Origin of the sequence: Pseudomonas sp. V88_4 (assembly GCF_029967985.1) — a bacterium.
Classification (GTDB): Bacteria; Pseudomonadota; Gammaproteobacteria; order Pseudomonadales; family Pseudomonadaceae; genus Aquipseudomonas; species Aquipseudomonas glycinae.
Genome location: NZ_JASCAF010000039.1, coordinates 24,848 through 39,290, shown reverse-complemented (window position 1 = coordinate 39,290; position 14,443 = coordinate 24,848). Strand labels below are relative to the sequence as shown.

Sequence of the window (14,443 nt, the reverse complement as noted above, 5' to 3'; positions counted from 1 at the left end):
GGTAGTCCCTGTAACAGCCCTCTTTCGGCTGTCAGCGGTTTACCCTTTTTCGGAGAAACACTGATGAACATCACTCAACTGATTGGCCTCACCGGTTTGCTCGCCGTCGCCTCGACAAGCTTTGCCCAAAGCAGTTATCCCGACGCGATCAAGGTGCCGGACGGCCACAAGATCGCGATGGAAACCACCGGGGTCGGCGAGATCACCTACGAATGCCGGGACAAGGCCAATGTCGCCGGCCAGACCGAGTGGGTGTTCGTCGGCCCCAAAGCGGTGCTCAATGATCGCAGCGGCAAACAGGTCGGTACCTACTTCGGCCCGCCCGCCACCTGGCAGGCAAAGGACGGTTCGAAAGTCACCGGCACGCAACTGGCCGTAGCGCCATCGAGCCCGGGCAACCTGCCCTATCAGCTGGTCAAGGCCAACCCCGCCGAAGGCAAAGGCGCCATGAGCGGCGTGAGCTATATCCAGCGCGTCGCGCTCAAGGGTGGCGTGGCGCCGGGCAGCGAATGCACGGCGGCGAACAAGGGCAAACAGGAAGTGGTGAAGTACCAGGCCGACTACATTTTCTGGGCCGCGAACTGAGCCTGACTGGACGTTTGCTCGATGCTTGCTAGATTGCAGGACATGCCATTACCCGAAACCGCGTTCGATTACGAAGCTCGCCTCGCCGCCTGTGCCCGCGGCGAGCGCGGGGCCCTGCGCGAATTGTATGTGCAGGAAAGCCCGCGGCTGCTCGGTGTGGCCCGACGTCTGGTGCGCGACACGGCGCTGGCCGAAGACATCGTTCACGACGCATTCATCAAGATCTGGGCCGGCGCGGCGGGTTTCGATCCGGCGCGCGGTTCGGCCCGGGGCTGGATGTTCAGCGTGACCCGGCATCTGGCGCTGAATGTGCTGCGCAATCACGACCGGGAAGCGCCGTTGAACGACAGCAACGAATCTCCGGCGATTGATGACGACTTCGATGCGCTGGCGCAATCGACCCGCATCCATCGCTGCCTGCATCAACTGGAACCGCAACGCCGCCGCTGCATCCTTCACGCCTACGTCGACGGTTACAGCCACGCACAGATCGCCCTACGCCTCGACACGCCGCTGGGCACCGTCAAAGCCTGGATCAAGCGCAGCCTCAATGCGTTGCGGGAGTGCATGGGATGACCACCGAATCGGCGCAGGAACGCGATGAACTGGCCAGCGAATACGTGCTCGGCACCCTCTCGGCCGAAGCCCGCGCCGAAGTGCAACGACGCTTGCCCAACGAGCCCGAGCTGCAAGCGGCCGTGGATGCCTGGGAGCGGCGTCTGCTGGAACTGACCGACCTCGCGCCGGCGCATCAGCCCTCGTCGCAGTTGTGGCAACGCATCGAACGCAGTGTCGGGCAACTCACCCATAAGGTGGCGCCCGAGATTTCCTGGTGGAACCGCCTGTCGCTGTGGCGCGGCTTGAGCGCTGCCGGGCTGGCCGCGACCTTGTTGCTGGGTTCGATCCTGCTAACTCAAACCACCCCGAAACCGAGCTTTCTGGTGGTGCTGGTCGCCCCGCAGGACAAGGCGCCGGGCTGGGTGATCCAGGCCAGCAACCCACGGGAGATTCAGTTGATTCCGCTGGGCGTGGTCGAGGTGCCGACGGACAAGGCGCTGGAATTCTGGACCAAGGCCGACGGCTGGCAGGGTCCGGTGTCGCTGGGGCTGGTCAAGCCAGGGCAAGCGCTGTCGATCCCGCTGGACAAACTGCCGCCGCTGCAACCTAACCAATTGTTCGAGCTGACGCTGGAAGGCGCCACCGGCTCGCCGATCGGCAAACCCACCGGGCCGATCCAGGCAATTGGCCGCGCAGTGAAGGTGCTGTGACTAACCATCATCGGCGTCGATGTTCACCATCACGTCAATGAAGTTCTCTAAAAAAATCCCGGGCGTAACATCCGCTCCATACCAAACAAACACCCCCGGAGCAAAAATCATGAAACGCCAAGTCATCCTCAGCATTGCCCTCTCGGTTCTGGCCTTCAACGCATTTGCCGCCAAACCGGCTCACACCATGATCGCCGAAGGCGGTTCGGATCGTCTGATTGAACGTCGTGTTGCCGAAGGTGGTTCGGATCGTCTGATCGAACGTCGCGTTGCAGAAGGTGGTTCGGATCGTCTGATCGAACGCCGCGTTGCTGAAGGTGGTTCGGATCGTCTGATCGAACGCCGCGTTGCCGAAGGTGGTTCGGATCGTCTGATCGAACGTCGCGTTGCTTGAATGAATGGCTTGACCGCAACAACCCAGAAAAAACCCGGCTCCCGTCAGCCGGGTTTTTTTATACCTTTTTGATCGTCCTCAGCCCTTGGCCATGCAGCGCCGATAACGCTCGTCGACCCGTTTGGCAAACCACGCCGTGGTCAGTTTGCGGGTGATCTTCGGGCTCTGCAGCACGATCCCCGGCAACACCGCACGGGGCAGTGACTTGCCTTCCGCACGCTCCGCCAGCTCGAAAACCCGTTGATACAGTTTGGTCTCCTCGAAGGCCAGGCTATCGCCCTTCTCCAGCTGATCGCGGATCACCGGATTGCGCATGCCCAGCGATTTGCCGAGCGCGCGCACCGCCAGTTCAGTGCTGCCCGGCATGATCGCGCCCGGGCGGATCAGGTCGCCATCCAGCGCCAGCGGAATGCCCGACGCGCGGCTGACCGCGTTCTGAAACGCCGCATTGCGACTGGCGTACCAGCCGGCGTTGAAATCGGCGAAGCGGTACAAAGGCTCGCGGTAATTCACCGGATAACCCAGCAGATGGGCGATGCCGAAATACATCCCGCCGCGACGGCTGAACACCTCGCGGCGAATCGTCCCGTCCATCGGGTACGGATAGTCCTTGGCGTGCTTCTCGGCGAATTCGATGCTGACCTGCATCGGCCCGCCGGTGTGCACCGGGTTGAAACCGCTGAACAGCGTGCGACCCATCGGCACCGAGCCGATGAAGTCATCGAAAATCGCGCTCAATTCCTTTTCGCTGCGGGCGGCGCTCAGGCGTTCGCTGTAGCTCTTGCCGTTAGGCGAGCGCAACTGCAAGGCGCCGCTGACCAGCAGGCTCGGGATATGCACTTTGGCGGCGCGGCGGTCGATTTCGTCACGGGCGATCTTGCCCAGGCCGGGCACCGGCGGATCGACCTGGAAAGTGGATTCCTGCTCGGTGACGGCCAGCACCGAACACAGATTCTGCGTAGTCGGGCTGATGCCCTGGGCGGCGAACGCGGCGTAGATGTCAGTGGCCCAGCCCTGGCGGTCGACGGTTTTTGCCGGCAGCAGGCGCACGATCTGCGCCTTGACCTCGGCGGGCGGGCGCGGCGCCGGTTCTTCGCTGCGTTGACCGGCGCAACCGGCCAGTACCAGCAACGCGGCGAGGCTGACGAATAATCGAGGGGTGTGCATAACGCTTCATCCAGTCCGTTGAGCCGGGTTAACCCTACGCTCAATCGCAGGGTGCAGGATAGGACTGCGGGCCGGCGGCGCTGTTCCATCGTCCCGTTTGGCAGGCCGAGTGGCCGCCCTCGCCGTCTGATCCATACTTGCTGCTGCACACTCAGTGGCAAGTCTCGGATCAGGACACGCGAGGAGGACAGACCATGAACCGAAGTGATGTTCTGATCATCGGCGCAGGCCCCACCGGACTGGTGCTGGCCCTGTGGCTGAGCAAACTGGGCGTACGCGTGCGTATCATCGACAAGGCCTCCGCCCCCGGCAGCACTTCGCGGGCGCTGGCGGTGCAGGCGCGCACCCTTGAGCTGTACCGGCAACTGGATCTGACCGACGCGGTGGTGCGCAACGGTCACCGGGTGGCCGCGGCGAATTTCTGGGTCAAGGGCAAACCCGTGGCGCAGCTGCCGCTGAACCGGATCGGCGAAGGCCTGACGCCCTATGCCTTTCTGGAAATGTACCCGCAGGACGAACACGAGCGCCTGTTGATCGACCGCCTCGAAGACTACGACGTGACCGTCGAACGCAACACCACGCTGGAGAGTTTTACGGAAAACGGCGATGGCCTCACCGCGCATTTGCGCCTGCCGGATGGCGAGCAAGAGATTTGCCAGGCGTGCTATCTGGCCGGGTGTGACGGCGCCCGTTCGGTTGTGCGCAAAACCCTCGACACCGGTTTTCCCGGTGGCACTTATCAGCAGATTTTCTACGTCGCCGATGTGCGGGCCAGCGGTCCGGCGCTCAATGGCGAGTTGCATCTGGATCTGGATGAAGCGGATTTTCTCGCGGTGTTCCCGCTGGCCGGCGAAGGCCGTGCGCGGTTGATCGGCACCGTGCGCGACGAACGTGCGGATCGCGCCGAAACCCTGGAATTCTCGGATGTCAGCAATCGCGCCATCGAACACCTGAACGTGCACATCGAGGACGTCAACTGGTTCTCCACCTACCGCGTGCATCATCGGGTGGCGGATCACTTTCGCCAGGGCCGGGCGTTTCTGCTCGGCGATGCGGCGCACGTGCACAGCCCGGCCGGCGGTCAGGGCATGAACACCGGCATCGGCGATGCGATCAACCTGGCGTGGAAACTTGCGGCAGTGCTCGGCGGCGCGGCCACGCCCGGGCTGCTCGACAGCTACGAAACCGAACGCATCGCCTTCGCCCGGCGACTGGTGTCGACCACCGACAAAGTCTTCAGTTTTGTGACTGCCGAAGGCCGCATGGCCGACCTGTTGCGCACGCGGCTGGCACCGTTCCTGATTCCGAAAATGGCCTCATTCGAGACCAGCCGCGAATTCCTGTTTCGCACGGTGTCGCAAATCACCGTCAACTATCGGGGCATGGCATTGAGCGAAGGCGTGGCCGGGCACGTCCACGGCGGCGACCGCTTGCCGTGGGCCCATGATGGCGAGGGGGATAATTACGAGCCGTTGCGCCAGCCGTGCTGGCAGGTGCATGTGTACGGCGACACCAGCGACGAGATGATCGCCTGGTGCAATGAACATCACTTGCCGCTGCACGTGTTCGACTGGCGCCCGGCGTTTGAAACGGCGGGCCTGGGGCGCAACGGCTTTTACCTGCTGCGCCCCGATACTTACGTGGCGATTGCCGACAACAGCGCGGATCCGAAGGTGATCGAGCGGTACTTTCGTGATCACGGGATCCGGCCGTTTTTCAATTGCCCCTGACGGATCAGATCCCGGCCAGGGCCAGGTCCATCGCGAAGTAGGTGAAGATCAGATCCGCACCCGCGCGCTTGATCGCACCGAGGCTTTCGCGCACCACGCGATCTTCGTCGATGGCCCCGGCCTGGGCGCCGAACTTGATCATCGCGTACTCGCCGCTGACCTGATACGCCGCCAGCGGCAGGGTCGAGGCTTCGCGGATGTCGCGGATGATGTCCAGGTACGCGCCCGCCGGTTTGACCATCAGCGCGTCGGCGCCTTCCTGCTCGTCGAGCAACGATTCGCGCAGGGCTTCGCGGCGGTTCATCGGGTTCATCTGATAGCTTTTGCGATCGCCTTTCAACGCGCTGCCACCGGCCTCGCGGAACGGGCCGTAGAGCGCCGAGGCGAATTTGGTCGAGTAGGCCATGATCGGAATCTGCGTGAAGCCGGCGTCGTCCAGTGCCCGGCGAATCGCCCGCACCTGGCCGTCCATCGCTGCCGACGGCGCGATCACGTCGGCGCCGGCACGGGCTGCGGCCACCGCTTGTTTGCCGAGGTTGATCAGGGTCTGGTCGTTGTCGACTTCATGGTTGTGCATCACGCCGCAATGGCCATGGTCGGTGTACTCGCAGAAGCAGGTGTCGGACATCACGATCATTTCCGGCACGGCGTCCTTGGCGATCCGCGACATGCGCGACACCAGGCCGTTTTCGCGCCAAGTGTCGCTGCCGTTGGCATCCAGATGATGGGACACGCCGAAGGTCATCACCGACTTGATTCCGGCCCGGGCGTAACGCTCGATTTCGCCGGCCAGTTTGCGCTCGGGAATGCGCATCACGCCGGGCATGCTCTTGATCGGCACAAAATCGTCGATCTCTTCTTCGACGAAGATCGGCAGCACCAGATCGTTGAGGGAAAACTCGGTTTCCTGGAACAGGCTGCGCAGGCTCGCATTGCGGCGCAGACGGCGTGGACGTGCTTCGGGGAACTGACTGGACATGGGGCCTTTCCTGAAAACAGCGGATGAGACGAAAGTCGTAGGGGGCGAAGCTTATGCCTTGCGGGGGACGGGGTACAAACCTGGATCAATCAACAGTGCATTACCCAAGACGCAATAATCATCAGAACCACCCGATGACCTGTGGGAGCTGGCTTGCCAGCGATAGCAATGGGTCAATCAACATCGATGTTGACTGTGACAGCCTCATCGCTGGCAAGCCAGCTCCCACAGGGTCGGGTGTTTAACCCTGAAATCAGGAAGGAATGGTCAGGCCGCGCACAACGGCCGGGCGCGCCAGGAAGCGCTCCAGCACCCGGGTGATGTTCGGGAAGTTGTTGATGCCGACCAGATCGCCTGCCTCGTAGAACCCGATCAGGTTGCGCACCCACGGAAACGTTGCGATGTCGGCGATGGTGTAGCGCTCGCCCATGATCCAGTCGCGCCCTTCCAGACGGGTGTTCAGGACGTTGAGCAGGCGGCGGCTTTCCTCGACGTAGCGGTCACGGGGACGCTTGTCTTCGTAATCCTTGCCGGCGAATTTGTTGAAGAAACCGAGCTGGCCGAACATCGGGCCGATGCCGCCCATCTGGAACATCAACCACTGAATGGTTTCGTAGCGCAGCGCGCCTTCCTGGGCCAGCAACTGGCCGCTCTTGTCGGCGAGGTAGATCAGGATCGCGCCGGACTCGAACAACGGCAGCGGTTTGTCCTCGGGGCCGTGGGGGTCGATGATCGCCGGAATCTTGTTGTTGGGGTTCAGCGACAGAAATTCCGCAGACATCTGGTCGTTGGTGTCGAAGCCCACGCGATGCGGCTCGTACGGCAGGCCGATCTCTTCGAGCATGATCGATACCTTGACGCCGTTGGGGGTCGGCAGGGAATAAAGCTGAATCCAGTCAGGGTACTGCGCCGGCCATTTCTGGGTGATCGGGAACGCGGACAGATCAGTCATGTGTAGCATCCAGTCACAAAATGAAAGGCCTGAGCATAATCCACGATCAGCGCTCTGGCTCGGGTTCTTTACACACCTGCCCCGCAGGCTTACTTAAATCCGCAACATCCTGTGGTTAACCTTCCCTCCAACCGCGCAGCCTCAACGGTAAAGTGCGGCGCACTCAAGCGGATCGAACCAAACGGGCCTCAGGGGGCTCCAAGCAAGCCAGTGATGACAGGGAAAACAGCCGGCGCGCATGCACCGGTGCAGAGGTTTGTCAGCCTTAACCGAACAGACTGAAGACGCCTTATCCCATGACGAACTTGATGAAAGTCGCCAACCGCTTCAAACATCGCGCGTATGTGGCCCTGCCCACCCTGCTGGCAGTCAGCGCGCTGTTCCTGTCGCTGGAATCCAGCGAAAGCCGTGCGCAACCGGTGGACGGCACCCAGACCCTGGTGTTCCTGCGCCATGCCGAGAAACCCGCCGGTGGTCTCGGCCAGCTCAACTGCCAGGGCCTGAACCGGGCCATCGACCTGTCGACCCTGCTGCCGGAAAAATTCGGCAAGGCCGACTACGTGTTCGCCGCCAACCCAACGCGCAATGTCGAGGAAGGCGAACTGGACAACTCCTACAGCTACATCCGCCCGCTGATGACCATCAGCCCCGCCGCGATCAAACTCGGCCTGCCGGTGAACATCGAGTTCTCGGCCAACGACACCAGCGACCTGGCCCGGGAACTGACCGACGACAAGTACCACAACTCGACCATCTACACCGCGTGGTCCCACGGCTATCTGCCGGAACTGATCAACAAGGTCGCGGGCAAGGCCGTCGGCGAGAAGCAGAAAATCACCGAGGATTGGGAATCCAGCGATTACGACTCGCTGTATGTGCTGACCCTGACCTGGCACAACGGCAAGGCCAGCCTGCAGAGCCACAGCTACAAACAGGGGCTGGATAACGGCCAGGAAAGCTGTCCGACCTGAGTTTGCCCGGGGCCTGCTCGGGCCCCTTCAGACCGGGGGTTTGACCCGTTGACGCAGGTACTCGATAACGGCCTGCCGCTCCCCCGCAAACTCGATCCGCCCGCCCTTCTTCTCGCGCTGAAACACATACATGGGGTCGTAATACTCGCGCAGCAAACCCTCGATCCACGCGCGGTGCAAATCCACAGCCCCACTTCGGCCCTGCTCCGCCAGCGCCTCTTCCATCAACACCCGGATCCGTCGATGCCGCTCGCCGCCCAGGCGTTTGTGCACGTTGTCGAGGCTTTCCAGCAAGCGCTCGCAAAACCTCGCGAAACCCTCGTCGCCATGCACAGCCTGAAACTCGGCAGACAAATCCACCACGTAATCGCGCAGGATCCGCTCGACGCGCTGCTCGAAACGATCTTCCAGCCAGACCATCGGGTACTGCTGCATGCCCTGATACAACGGCAAGGGCAACGCGCAGCTGCCGACCACCCGGCTTTCGTCCTCCAGCACAAACTGTTCGATGCCGGCGGCGCGTTTTTTCAGCAAGTCGATGGCCAGCCGGTTCTCGAAATCGATGTTCGACGGCTGACCGGTGGCGCGCTTGCCAAAACTCGAGCCTCGGTGATTGGCATGCCCTTCCAGATCCACGCTGTTGCGCAGTTGCACCAGCACTTCGGTCTTGCCGGTGCCGGTCATGCCACCCAGCAGCACGAAATCACAGTCGGCCAAGGCTGATTCAAGAGTGTCGATCAGAAAACCCCGCAGTGCCTTGTAGCCACCGCCGATACGCGGGTAGTCGATGCCGGCTTCGGTCCTGAGCCACTGTTGGACAATCTGCGAACGCAGGCCGCCACGAAAGCAATACAGATAACCCTCGGGATGCGTCCGGGCAAACTCCGCCCAGGCCTGGATACGCTCTTCCTTCACCGGGCCGGACACCAGTTGATGGCCCAGCTCAATGGCTGCCTGCTGACCGTGATGCTTGTAGCAAGTGCCGACCCGCTGGCGCTCGATGTCATTCATCAGCGGCAGATTGACCGCCCCGGGAAACGCGCCCTTATGAAATTCGACCGGCGCACGAGCGTCCATCAGCGGCCGGTCGTTGAGGAAGATGTCGCGGTAGTCGGTGACGTCGATGGACATCAATTCACCTCGACCGCGTGGCTCTGTCGCCCGATCAACTCACCGATCGGCTCAAGCGCGAGGCCGAGTTCGGCAGCGACGGCGAGAAATTCGGCATTGCCTTCCGGGGTCACGGCCACCAGCAGACCGCCACTGGTCTGCGGGTCGCACAGCACTCGCTTGTGCAATTCCTGGACCCGCCCGACGCGGCTCGAATAGCTGTCGAAATTGCGCAAGGTGCCGCCTGGCACGCAGCCCTGTTCGAGGTAGTACTCGATGCTCGAAAGACGCGGCACCCGATCATAGAAAACCCGCGCCGTCAGATGACTGCCGTCGGCCATTTCCACCAGATGCCCGAGCAGGCCGAAACCGGTGACGTCGGTCATGGCGGTGACCCCGGCCAGTTTGCCGAAACGGCTGCCGGGCTTGTTCAGCGTACACATCCAGTCCCGGGCCACGCCGATGTCGTCGGGGCGCAGCTTGCCCTTCTTTTCGGCGGTGGTGAGGATGCCAATGCCCAATGGTTTGGTCAGGTACAACAGGCAACCGGCGGTGGCGGTGTCGTTGCGTTTCATGAAGCGCTTTTCTACAAGCCCCGTGACGGCCAGACCGAAGATCGGCTCCGGCGCATCGATCGAATGCCCGCCGGCCAGTGGAATCCCCGCCGCATCGCACACCGCTCGTCCACCCCGTATCACGTCCCGCGCCACTTCCGGCGCCAGCACATTGACCGGCCAGCCGAGGATCGCAATCGCCATCAACGGATCGCCGCCCATGGCGTAGATATCGCTGATGGCATTGGTGGCGGCGATCCGGCCGAAGTCGAACGGGTCATCAACGATCGGCATGAAAAAATCCGTGGTCGAGACCACCCCGCGCTCGGCATCGATTTCATACACCGCCGCATCATCGCGCGACGCGTTGCCGACCCACAGTTTCGGATCAAGATTCTGCGCCCCGCTGCCGGCCAGAATCACCTCCAGCACCTTGGGCGAAATCTTGCAGCCACAGCCGGCGCCGTGGCTGTATTGGGTCAGACGGATGGGCTCGGTCATGAGGGAAGTCTCTCGGCAAGGAATGAAGCAAAGACTAGCAGAGAGCCAAACGGAGCTGCCGTGTCAATCCCCCCTAAGATAACTGATTGCACATTGACATCACTCTTCAACCAGGGAGAATCCCCAAACGTCTAAAAAGTCAGGGATTACTTATGAAACTTCGCGCCTTCAGCTCCATGGAAGAATCGTTTATCGACAGTTGGGTACGCGAACCCGTCATCCCGCGAGCCGAAAACTTTCTCGCGACGGACATTTTTTCTTCCATCACCAGCGCTGTGGGCCGGGCATTTGACGCGACGCGCGAGACGGTGGCAGGAGCCGCGGACATTGTCGGAGATAAAGTCGGCGATCTGTATGACGCAACTGTAGAAACGATTTCCGATGCTGCGGACGTTGTGACTGAAGCGGCTGAAAAGGTCGGTGATGCTGTATCCGATGCCTACAACTCCACTGTCGAAACCGCCTCCAGCGCTGCCGATGTTGTAGTTGACGCCTACACCTCGGCGGTTGAGTCCGTGGTGGACGCGGCAGACAAGGTCGGTGATGTCCTTGGCGATGCCTACGACTTCACACGTGAAACCTTAGCCAGCGGCTACGACAGTTCCCGTGACTATGTGGCCGAATTCGGCACGTCAATGGCAACCTACTGGAATGCAAAAAAAGAGCTGGAAGAGCGTAAGGAAAAAAACGCGGAGGCTCGTGGTGAAATGCGCCAGAAAGCCAAGAGTGAAGTTCGGGAAAAGCGCTTCTCCGAGGCACTGGCAAAAGCCAAGGCCTGCATCGATAGCCACGAAGCCTACTTCAAGATGCTGATCGCCATGCAAGCTGTCGCCCAGGCAAGCGCAGCCTGCTCCGGGGTGGCCAGCAAGGAAGATAAACAGCAGATCGACGAATTCCTGATGGGAATGGGCGGCGGATTCCTGCCAGCCAAGGTACAAACTGCAATAAACCTGCTGTCCGTCAATCCTCCCACGCTCAAAGAGGCTTTCATTCGCGCACGAAAAGTCGGACCCGAGGCGCAGCCGTTATTCGAAGAGATCATCGATTTCGTCACGACACTGAATGGCGAAATGAACGTGCCGCAAAAGGCGTTTCGCTCGGGATGGGCACAGTTGTCTGCCGCTGCTTGACAGGAGAAACACCATGACGGATCGAATTGAACGTTTCAAAGCCCGGCAGCGTCAGCAAGCGGCCTTGACTGGCACCGCACGACTTGTCGAATTGCCCGAGTCCGATATCGCTCGACAATTGCTTGAAAAACCCTTGCTCCACACGACGGAAGACATCTTTATCAGTGCCGATTTTTCGGTGGAATTGCACGTCACCGACGACGAAGCAGAGGCCATCCTCAAAGGGTATTCGCAAGCCTTCAATCAGCAACGATTCGATCAGTTGATCGGAGACAGCAAACGCGAAGTCTTACAGGCCATCGCGGTGCCTTTCGGTCTGGGTCGCGTGTTGGCGGTGTACGACAAAAAAGGTGGCAACGTCGATACCATTAACAATGCGCGAAACAAGGTGTACGCGACCGATGCTGCAGCAGACAAATATGCAGATCTGCCCAAGTACGACTCGAACAAGTTCCATGGTGACAAGGCTTACATCGCAAAAAACGCTAAAGACACTCTCGACCAGAATTCAGGCGTACTCAAGGACGCCTACACCAACGAAACCTTCAGTCAGAACAAAAACCACGACCCGCGTAATCTTGATCACACCATTTCAGCGAATGTGATTCATAACGATGCAGGACGTGTACTGGCCGATCTGGAGGCGCCGACACTGGCGAATGCAGATTCAAATCTGAACCCGACCAAAAAAGCACTGAACCAGTCAAAGGGCAAAAAGAGCGCGACTCAATTCGTCGAGGAACTGCAAAAGAACACCCAGAGCCGCCAGGAAGAAATGCAGCGCTTATCCGACAAACAGGAGCTGACACCCAAAGACGAAAATCGTCTGCGATTACTCAAGCAACAAGAGGCCATTGCACAAAATCCCGACCTGCTCCTGGCCAAGGACAAAGCAGCGCGCGAGGCATACGAAAAGAAGCTCAATGATGCCTATTACAAGAGCGAAAAATTCAAATCCGACCTCGCCAAAACCAGCCTGAAAGAAGGCGGCAAGATGGCCTTCCAGCAAGCCTTTGGCGTGATGCTGATCGAGTTTTTCAGTGCGACCTTCGACGAACTGATGGATCTTTACCGCAATGGCCGTTCTCACGAGTCGTTGGTGCCTGAGCTGCGGACACGCCTGGAGCGAGTTGCAAAGCGAGTCGCAAATCAATGGCAAGCAGCCTTGGCGGCGGGCGGTGGAGGCTTCGTGGCCGGCGTTCTGGCAAACCTGGTGACAACGCTGATCAACGTTTTCGTCACCACCGGCAAACGCGCAGTGCGCATGTTTCGTGAAGGATTCATGTCACTGCTCAAGGCACTCAAAACGCTGCTGCTGCCCCCCAAGGGGCTCACATTACGTGAGGCAGCACACGAGGCGATCAAGATTACCTGCGCAGGCGGTGTGATCATCGCCGGGGTCGCACTGGAAGAAATCATCGAAAAACAGGTGCTCACGATTCCCGGTCTGGGCGCCTTGGGTGCGATCTTGTCAGCCGTAATCGTCGGTGCACTGACAGGCTTGGCCAGCACCTTTGTTGTTTATCTGGTGGACAAGCTGGATCTGTTGGGGGTGAACCGGGATCGCGAGTTGATCGCGCTCAACGAACAGTCAGATCGAAACCTGGGGCAGGCGATGGCAGAAAACGACAGATTGCTTCTGGAGTTGGAAAGTAGCCTGGCTACCTGACACCCGTCTCTGCCGAGCCAGTCTTAACTGGCCATCAAACATGGCTCGTCGTTTGACTTGCTTGATCACTCAAGAAAAACAAACCCTGCATGCAACGCGTGCAGGCTCTTCTCAGGAAAACTCGTGTCTGAATTACTTGAAACCCTTCAAAAAATTTCATCCTTTGCAGCCAAATCAACTATTGGACTTGGCATTCTCATCACCTGGGGTTACTGCGCCTTCCTGATCAATTTCTTCCCGACCGGCCTCAACCTGGCAGACAGCCTGGTTTTTATTTTCATAGCACTAGGGTTTGGTTTTCTGTATTCGTACTGGTTGGGAAGCAGCTTTATCGCTTTTAACTTTGCTTTCGCTGCATACAAAGATAAAAACATCATCGACAAAGTATTCTCCGTTTTATTCAGCATTTTTTTCTTCAGCGCGCTTGCTCTAGTGGCTTACTTCATGCAGGACTGGGCTGCTTTCTTTGCGCCCATCGCCAGCGGATTCATCTTGTACATTGCCGTAAACCACTGGAAATCCGACCTGTCCGATACTGCTGAAAAACAAAAGCGAACACTGCAACGAATCGTTTTGCTGGTGATTGCCATCATTATCCCGGCAGCCATGGTGCCACCGGTTTTCGGCAAGTTCATTGACGGGACCTTTGGGTTTATTGGAGTCCAGCAAAAAGACGTTTCATTGGTGTTAAGCGAAGAGAATCAAAGAATCATCAGCGACACTGCAAAAGAACTGAACCTCTCCATTTATGGCTGTACGAAGGAGGGAAACCAAACGAATATTGCTCATCACTTCAATGTCCTCTGGCACGGATTGGGCGAACGCAGTCTCGTACAACTGCTCGCCTACGATACTGAAAGCAAGAAATGGAACAGAAAAATCGCAAAAATCGAATTGGATCGCAGCGGCGTTAAAGTCCTGACTCCAGAAAACAAGCGAAATAGCTTCAAGACCTGCTTAACCGTGAACACCGACACGCTTTTCGATATTTACGACGACAAAATCAGCGCTAACGGAAAGAAGCAACTCGCTCAATTTACTCAGGAAACCCAACTCAGACTGGCTGCCGATCATCTGAAGATACTTTCCGCCAACATCATCGGCCACACCGACAGAATCCCCGTGCTCAAGCCGGGAGACTCCAATGCGGCCCTGTCCATGCGGCGCGCCGACAGCGTGTATGCAGAGATCAAAGAACTGTTTGCCGACCTGCCTGAGGCACAAGTAAAACGACTCGGACAGGGCTCGCTGGAACCCAAGTCGACATGCACCAGAGATCTGCCGCTCCCTGAACAAAAGGAATGCCTGGCGGTAGACCGCCGCGTTGAGATTGAACTGAAAGTACAACTAAAAGAACAATGAGCATTCGTTCATACGGATAGCAAACGAAAAGCAACGACCAAAAAAAAACCGCCCTTGCGGGCGGCTGAAGT

13 protein-coding genes and 1 pseudogene are annotated in these 14,443 nt (G+C 59.3%); 9 read left to right on the top strand and 5 right to left on the bottom strand.

Annotation, left to right across the window (positions count from 1 at the left end):
• The first annotated feature begins 63 nt into the window (after window positions 1-63).
• The 4 genes and pseudogenes from QLG12_RS15035 to QLG12_RS15020 form a co-directional block, all read left to right on the top strand.
• Complete coding sequence (locus tag QLG12_RS15035) at window positions 64-585, top strand: DUF3455 domain-containing protein (RefSeq protein ID WP_236195380.1); 522 nt, start codon at window positions 64-66, stop codon at window positions 583-585.
• 42 nt (window positions 586-627) lie between these two features.
• Entirely contained in the window at window positions 628-1,161 is a 534-nt protein-coding gene (locus tag QLG12_RS15030) for a sigma-70 family RNA polymerase sigma factor (RefSeq protein WP_197870043.1), read from the top strand.
• Entirely contained in the window at window positions 1,158-1,853 is a 696-nt protein-coding gene (locus QLG12_RS15025) for an anti-sigma factor (RefSeq protein WP_282474807.1), read from the top strand. The genes QLG12_RS15030 and QLG12_RS15025 overlap by 4 nt, the downstream gene beginning before the upstream one ends.
• 109 nt (window positions 1,854-1,962) lie before the next feature.
• Window positions 1,963-2,244: pseudogene (locus QLG12_RS15020) on the top strand (phage infection protein); the annotation flags it as partial.
• Between the two features lie 81 nt (window positions 2,245-2,325).
• Here QLG12_RS15020 and QLG12_RS15015 read toward each other — a convergent pair.
• The gene (locus QLG12_RS15015) at window positions 2,326-3,414 is read right to left on the bottom strand and encodes a DUF1615 domain-containing protein (RefSeq protein WP_197870032.1); all 1,089 of its coding nucleotides are present in this window, start codon (window positions 3,412-3,414) and stop codon (window positions 2,326-2,328) included.
• A 194-nt stretch (window positions 3,415-3,608) separates the two neighbouring features.
• On the opposite strand from QLG12_RS15015, the gene QLG12_RS15010 reads away from it, so the two are divergent.
• Window positions 3,609-5,144, top strand: a complete 1,536-nt coding sequence (locus QLG12_RS15010; RefSeq protein ID WP_282474806.1) for an FAD-dependent oxidoreductase — start codon at window positions 3,609-3,611, stop codon at window positions 5,142-5,144.
• Window positions 5,145-5,148: 4 nt separating this feature from the next.
• Here the strand turns inward: QLG12_RS15010 and hemB are convergent, their stop codons facing one another.
• Both hemB and QLG12_RS15000 read right to left on the bottom strand, forming a co-directional pair.
• Entirely contained in the window at window positions 5,149-6,123 is a 975-nt protein-coding gene (gene hemB, locus QLG12_RS15005; protein WP_007958982.1) for a porphobilinogen synthase, read from the bottom strand.
• 253 nt (window positions 6,124-6,376) lie between these two features.
• A complete protein-coding gene (locus QLG12_RS15000; protein WP_282474805.1) occupies window positions 6,377-7,075 on the bottom strand; it encodes a glutathione binding-like protein in 699 nt (232 codons plus the stop codon).
• Window positions 7,076-7,371: 296 nt separating this feature from the next.
• Here QLG12_RS15000 and QLG12_RS14995 point away from each other — a divergent pair, with 296 nt between their 5' ends.
• The gene (locus QLG12_RS14995) at window positions 7,372-8,046 is read left to right on the top strand and encodes a histidine phosphatase family protein (RefSeq protein ID WP_085745881.1); all 675 of its coding nucleotides are present in this window, start codon (window positions 7,372-7,374) and stop codon (window positions 8,044-8,046) included.
• A gap of 27 nt (window positions 8,047-8,073) precedes the next feature.
• On the opposite strand, the gene mnmH is transcribed toward QLG12_RS14995, so the two are convergent.
• The gene (gene mnmH / locus QLG12_RS14990) at window positions 8,074-9,177 is read right to left on the bottom strand and encodes a tRNA 2-selenouridine(34) synthase MnmH (RefSeq protein WP_282474804.1); all 1,104 of its coding nucleotides are present in this window, start codon (window positions 9,175-9,177) and stop codon (window positions 8,074-8,076) included.
• A complete protein-coding gene (selD, locus tag QLG12_RS14985; protein WP_011335088.1) occupies window positions 9,177-10,211 on the bottom strand; it encodes a selenide, water dikinase SelD in 1,035 nt (344 codons plus the stop codon). Before selD ends, mnmH begins: the two co-directional genes overlap by 1 nt.
• A gap of 152 nt (window positions 10,212-10,363) precedes the next feature.
• Between selD and QLG12_RS14980 the strand changes: the two genes are divergently transcribed.
• The 3 genes from QLG12_RS14980 (at window position 10,364) to QLG12_RS14970 (ending at window position 14,372) form a co-directional block, all read left to right on the top strand.
• Window positions 10,364-11,341, top strand: a complete 978-nt coding sequence (locus tag QLG12_RS14980) for a hypothetical protein (RefSeq protein WP_197870028.1) — start codon at window positions 10,364-10,366, stop codon at window positions 11,339-11,341.
• Window positions 11,342-11,354: 13 nt separating this feature from the next.
• Window positions 11,355-13,010 (top strand): hypothetical protein, encoded by a 1,656-nt coding sequence (locus tag QLG12_RS14975; protein ID WP_282474803.1) that lies wholly within the window; start codon window positions 11,355-11,357, stop codon window positions 13,008-13,010.
• A gap of 123 nt (window positions 13,011-13,133) precedes the next feature.
• On the top strand, window positions 13,134-14,372 hold the full coding sequence (locus QLG12_RS14970; RefSeq protein ID WP_236195371.1) for a hypothetical protein: 1,239 nt from the start codon (window positions 13,134-13,136) through the stop codon (window positions 14,370-14,372).
• Window positions 14,373-14,443 lie beyond the last annotated feature (71 nt).

What these genes read in the sequence shown, in the direction of transcription:
- QLG12_RS15035 (WP_236195380.1), top strand. Translation starts at nt 64, where the DNA reads ATGAACATCACTCAACTGATTGGCCTCACCGGTTTGCTCGCCGTCGCC.
- QLG12_RS15030 (WP_197870043.1), top strand. Translation starts at nt 628, where the DNA reads ATGCCATTACCCGAAACCGCGTTCGATTACGAAGCTCGCCTCGCCGCC.
- QLG12_RS15025 (WP_282474807.1), top strand. Translation starts at nt 1,158, where the DNA reads ATGACCACCGAATCGGCGCAGGAACGCGATGAACTGGCCAGCGAATAC.
- QLG12_RS15015 (WP_197870032.1), bottom strand. Translation starts at nt 3,414, where the DNA reads ATGCACACCCCTCGATTATTCGTCAGCCTCGCCGCGTTGCTGGTACTG.
- QLG12_RS15010 (WP_282474806.1), top strand. Translation starts at nt 3,609, where the DNA reads ATGAACCGAAGTGATGTTCTGATCATCGGCGCAGGCCCCACCGGACTG.
- hemB (WP_007958982.1), bottom strand. Translation starts at nt 6,123, where the DNA reads ATGTCCAGTCAGTTCCCCGAAGCACGTCCACGCCGTCTGCGCCGCAAT.
- QLG12_RS15000 (WP_282474805.1), bottom strand. Translation starts at nt 7,075, where the DNA reads ATGACTGATCTGTCCGCGTTCCCGATCACCCAGAAATGGCCGGCGCAG.
- QLG12_RS14995 (WP_085745881.1), top strand. Translation starts at nt 7,372, where the DNA reads ATGACGAACTTGATGAAAGTCGCCAACCGCTTCAAACATCGCGCGTAT.
- mnmH (WP_282474804.1), bottom strand. Translation starts at nt 9,177, where the DNA reads ATGTCCATCGACGTCACCGACTACCGCGACATCTTCCTCAACGACCGG.
- selD (WP_011335088.1), bottom strand. Translation starts at nt 10,211, where the DNA reads ATGACCGAGCCCATCCGTCTGACCCAATACAGCCACGGCGCCGGCTGT.
- QLG12_RS14980 (WP_197870028.1), top strand. Translation starts at nt 10,364, where the DNA reads ATGAAACTTCGCGCCTTCAGCTCCATGGAAGAATCGTTTATCGACAGT.
- QLG12_RS14975 (WP_282474803.1), top strand. Translation starts at nt 11,355, where the DNA reads ATGACGGATCGAATTGAACGTTTCAAAGCCCGGCAGCGTCAGCAAGCG.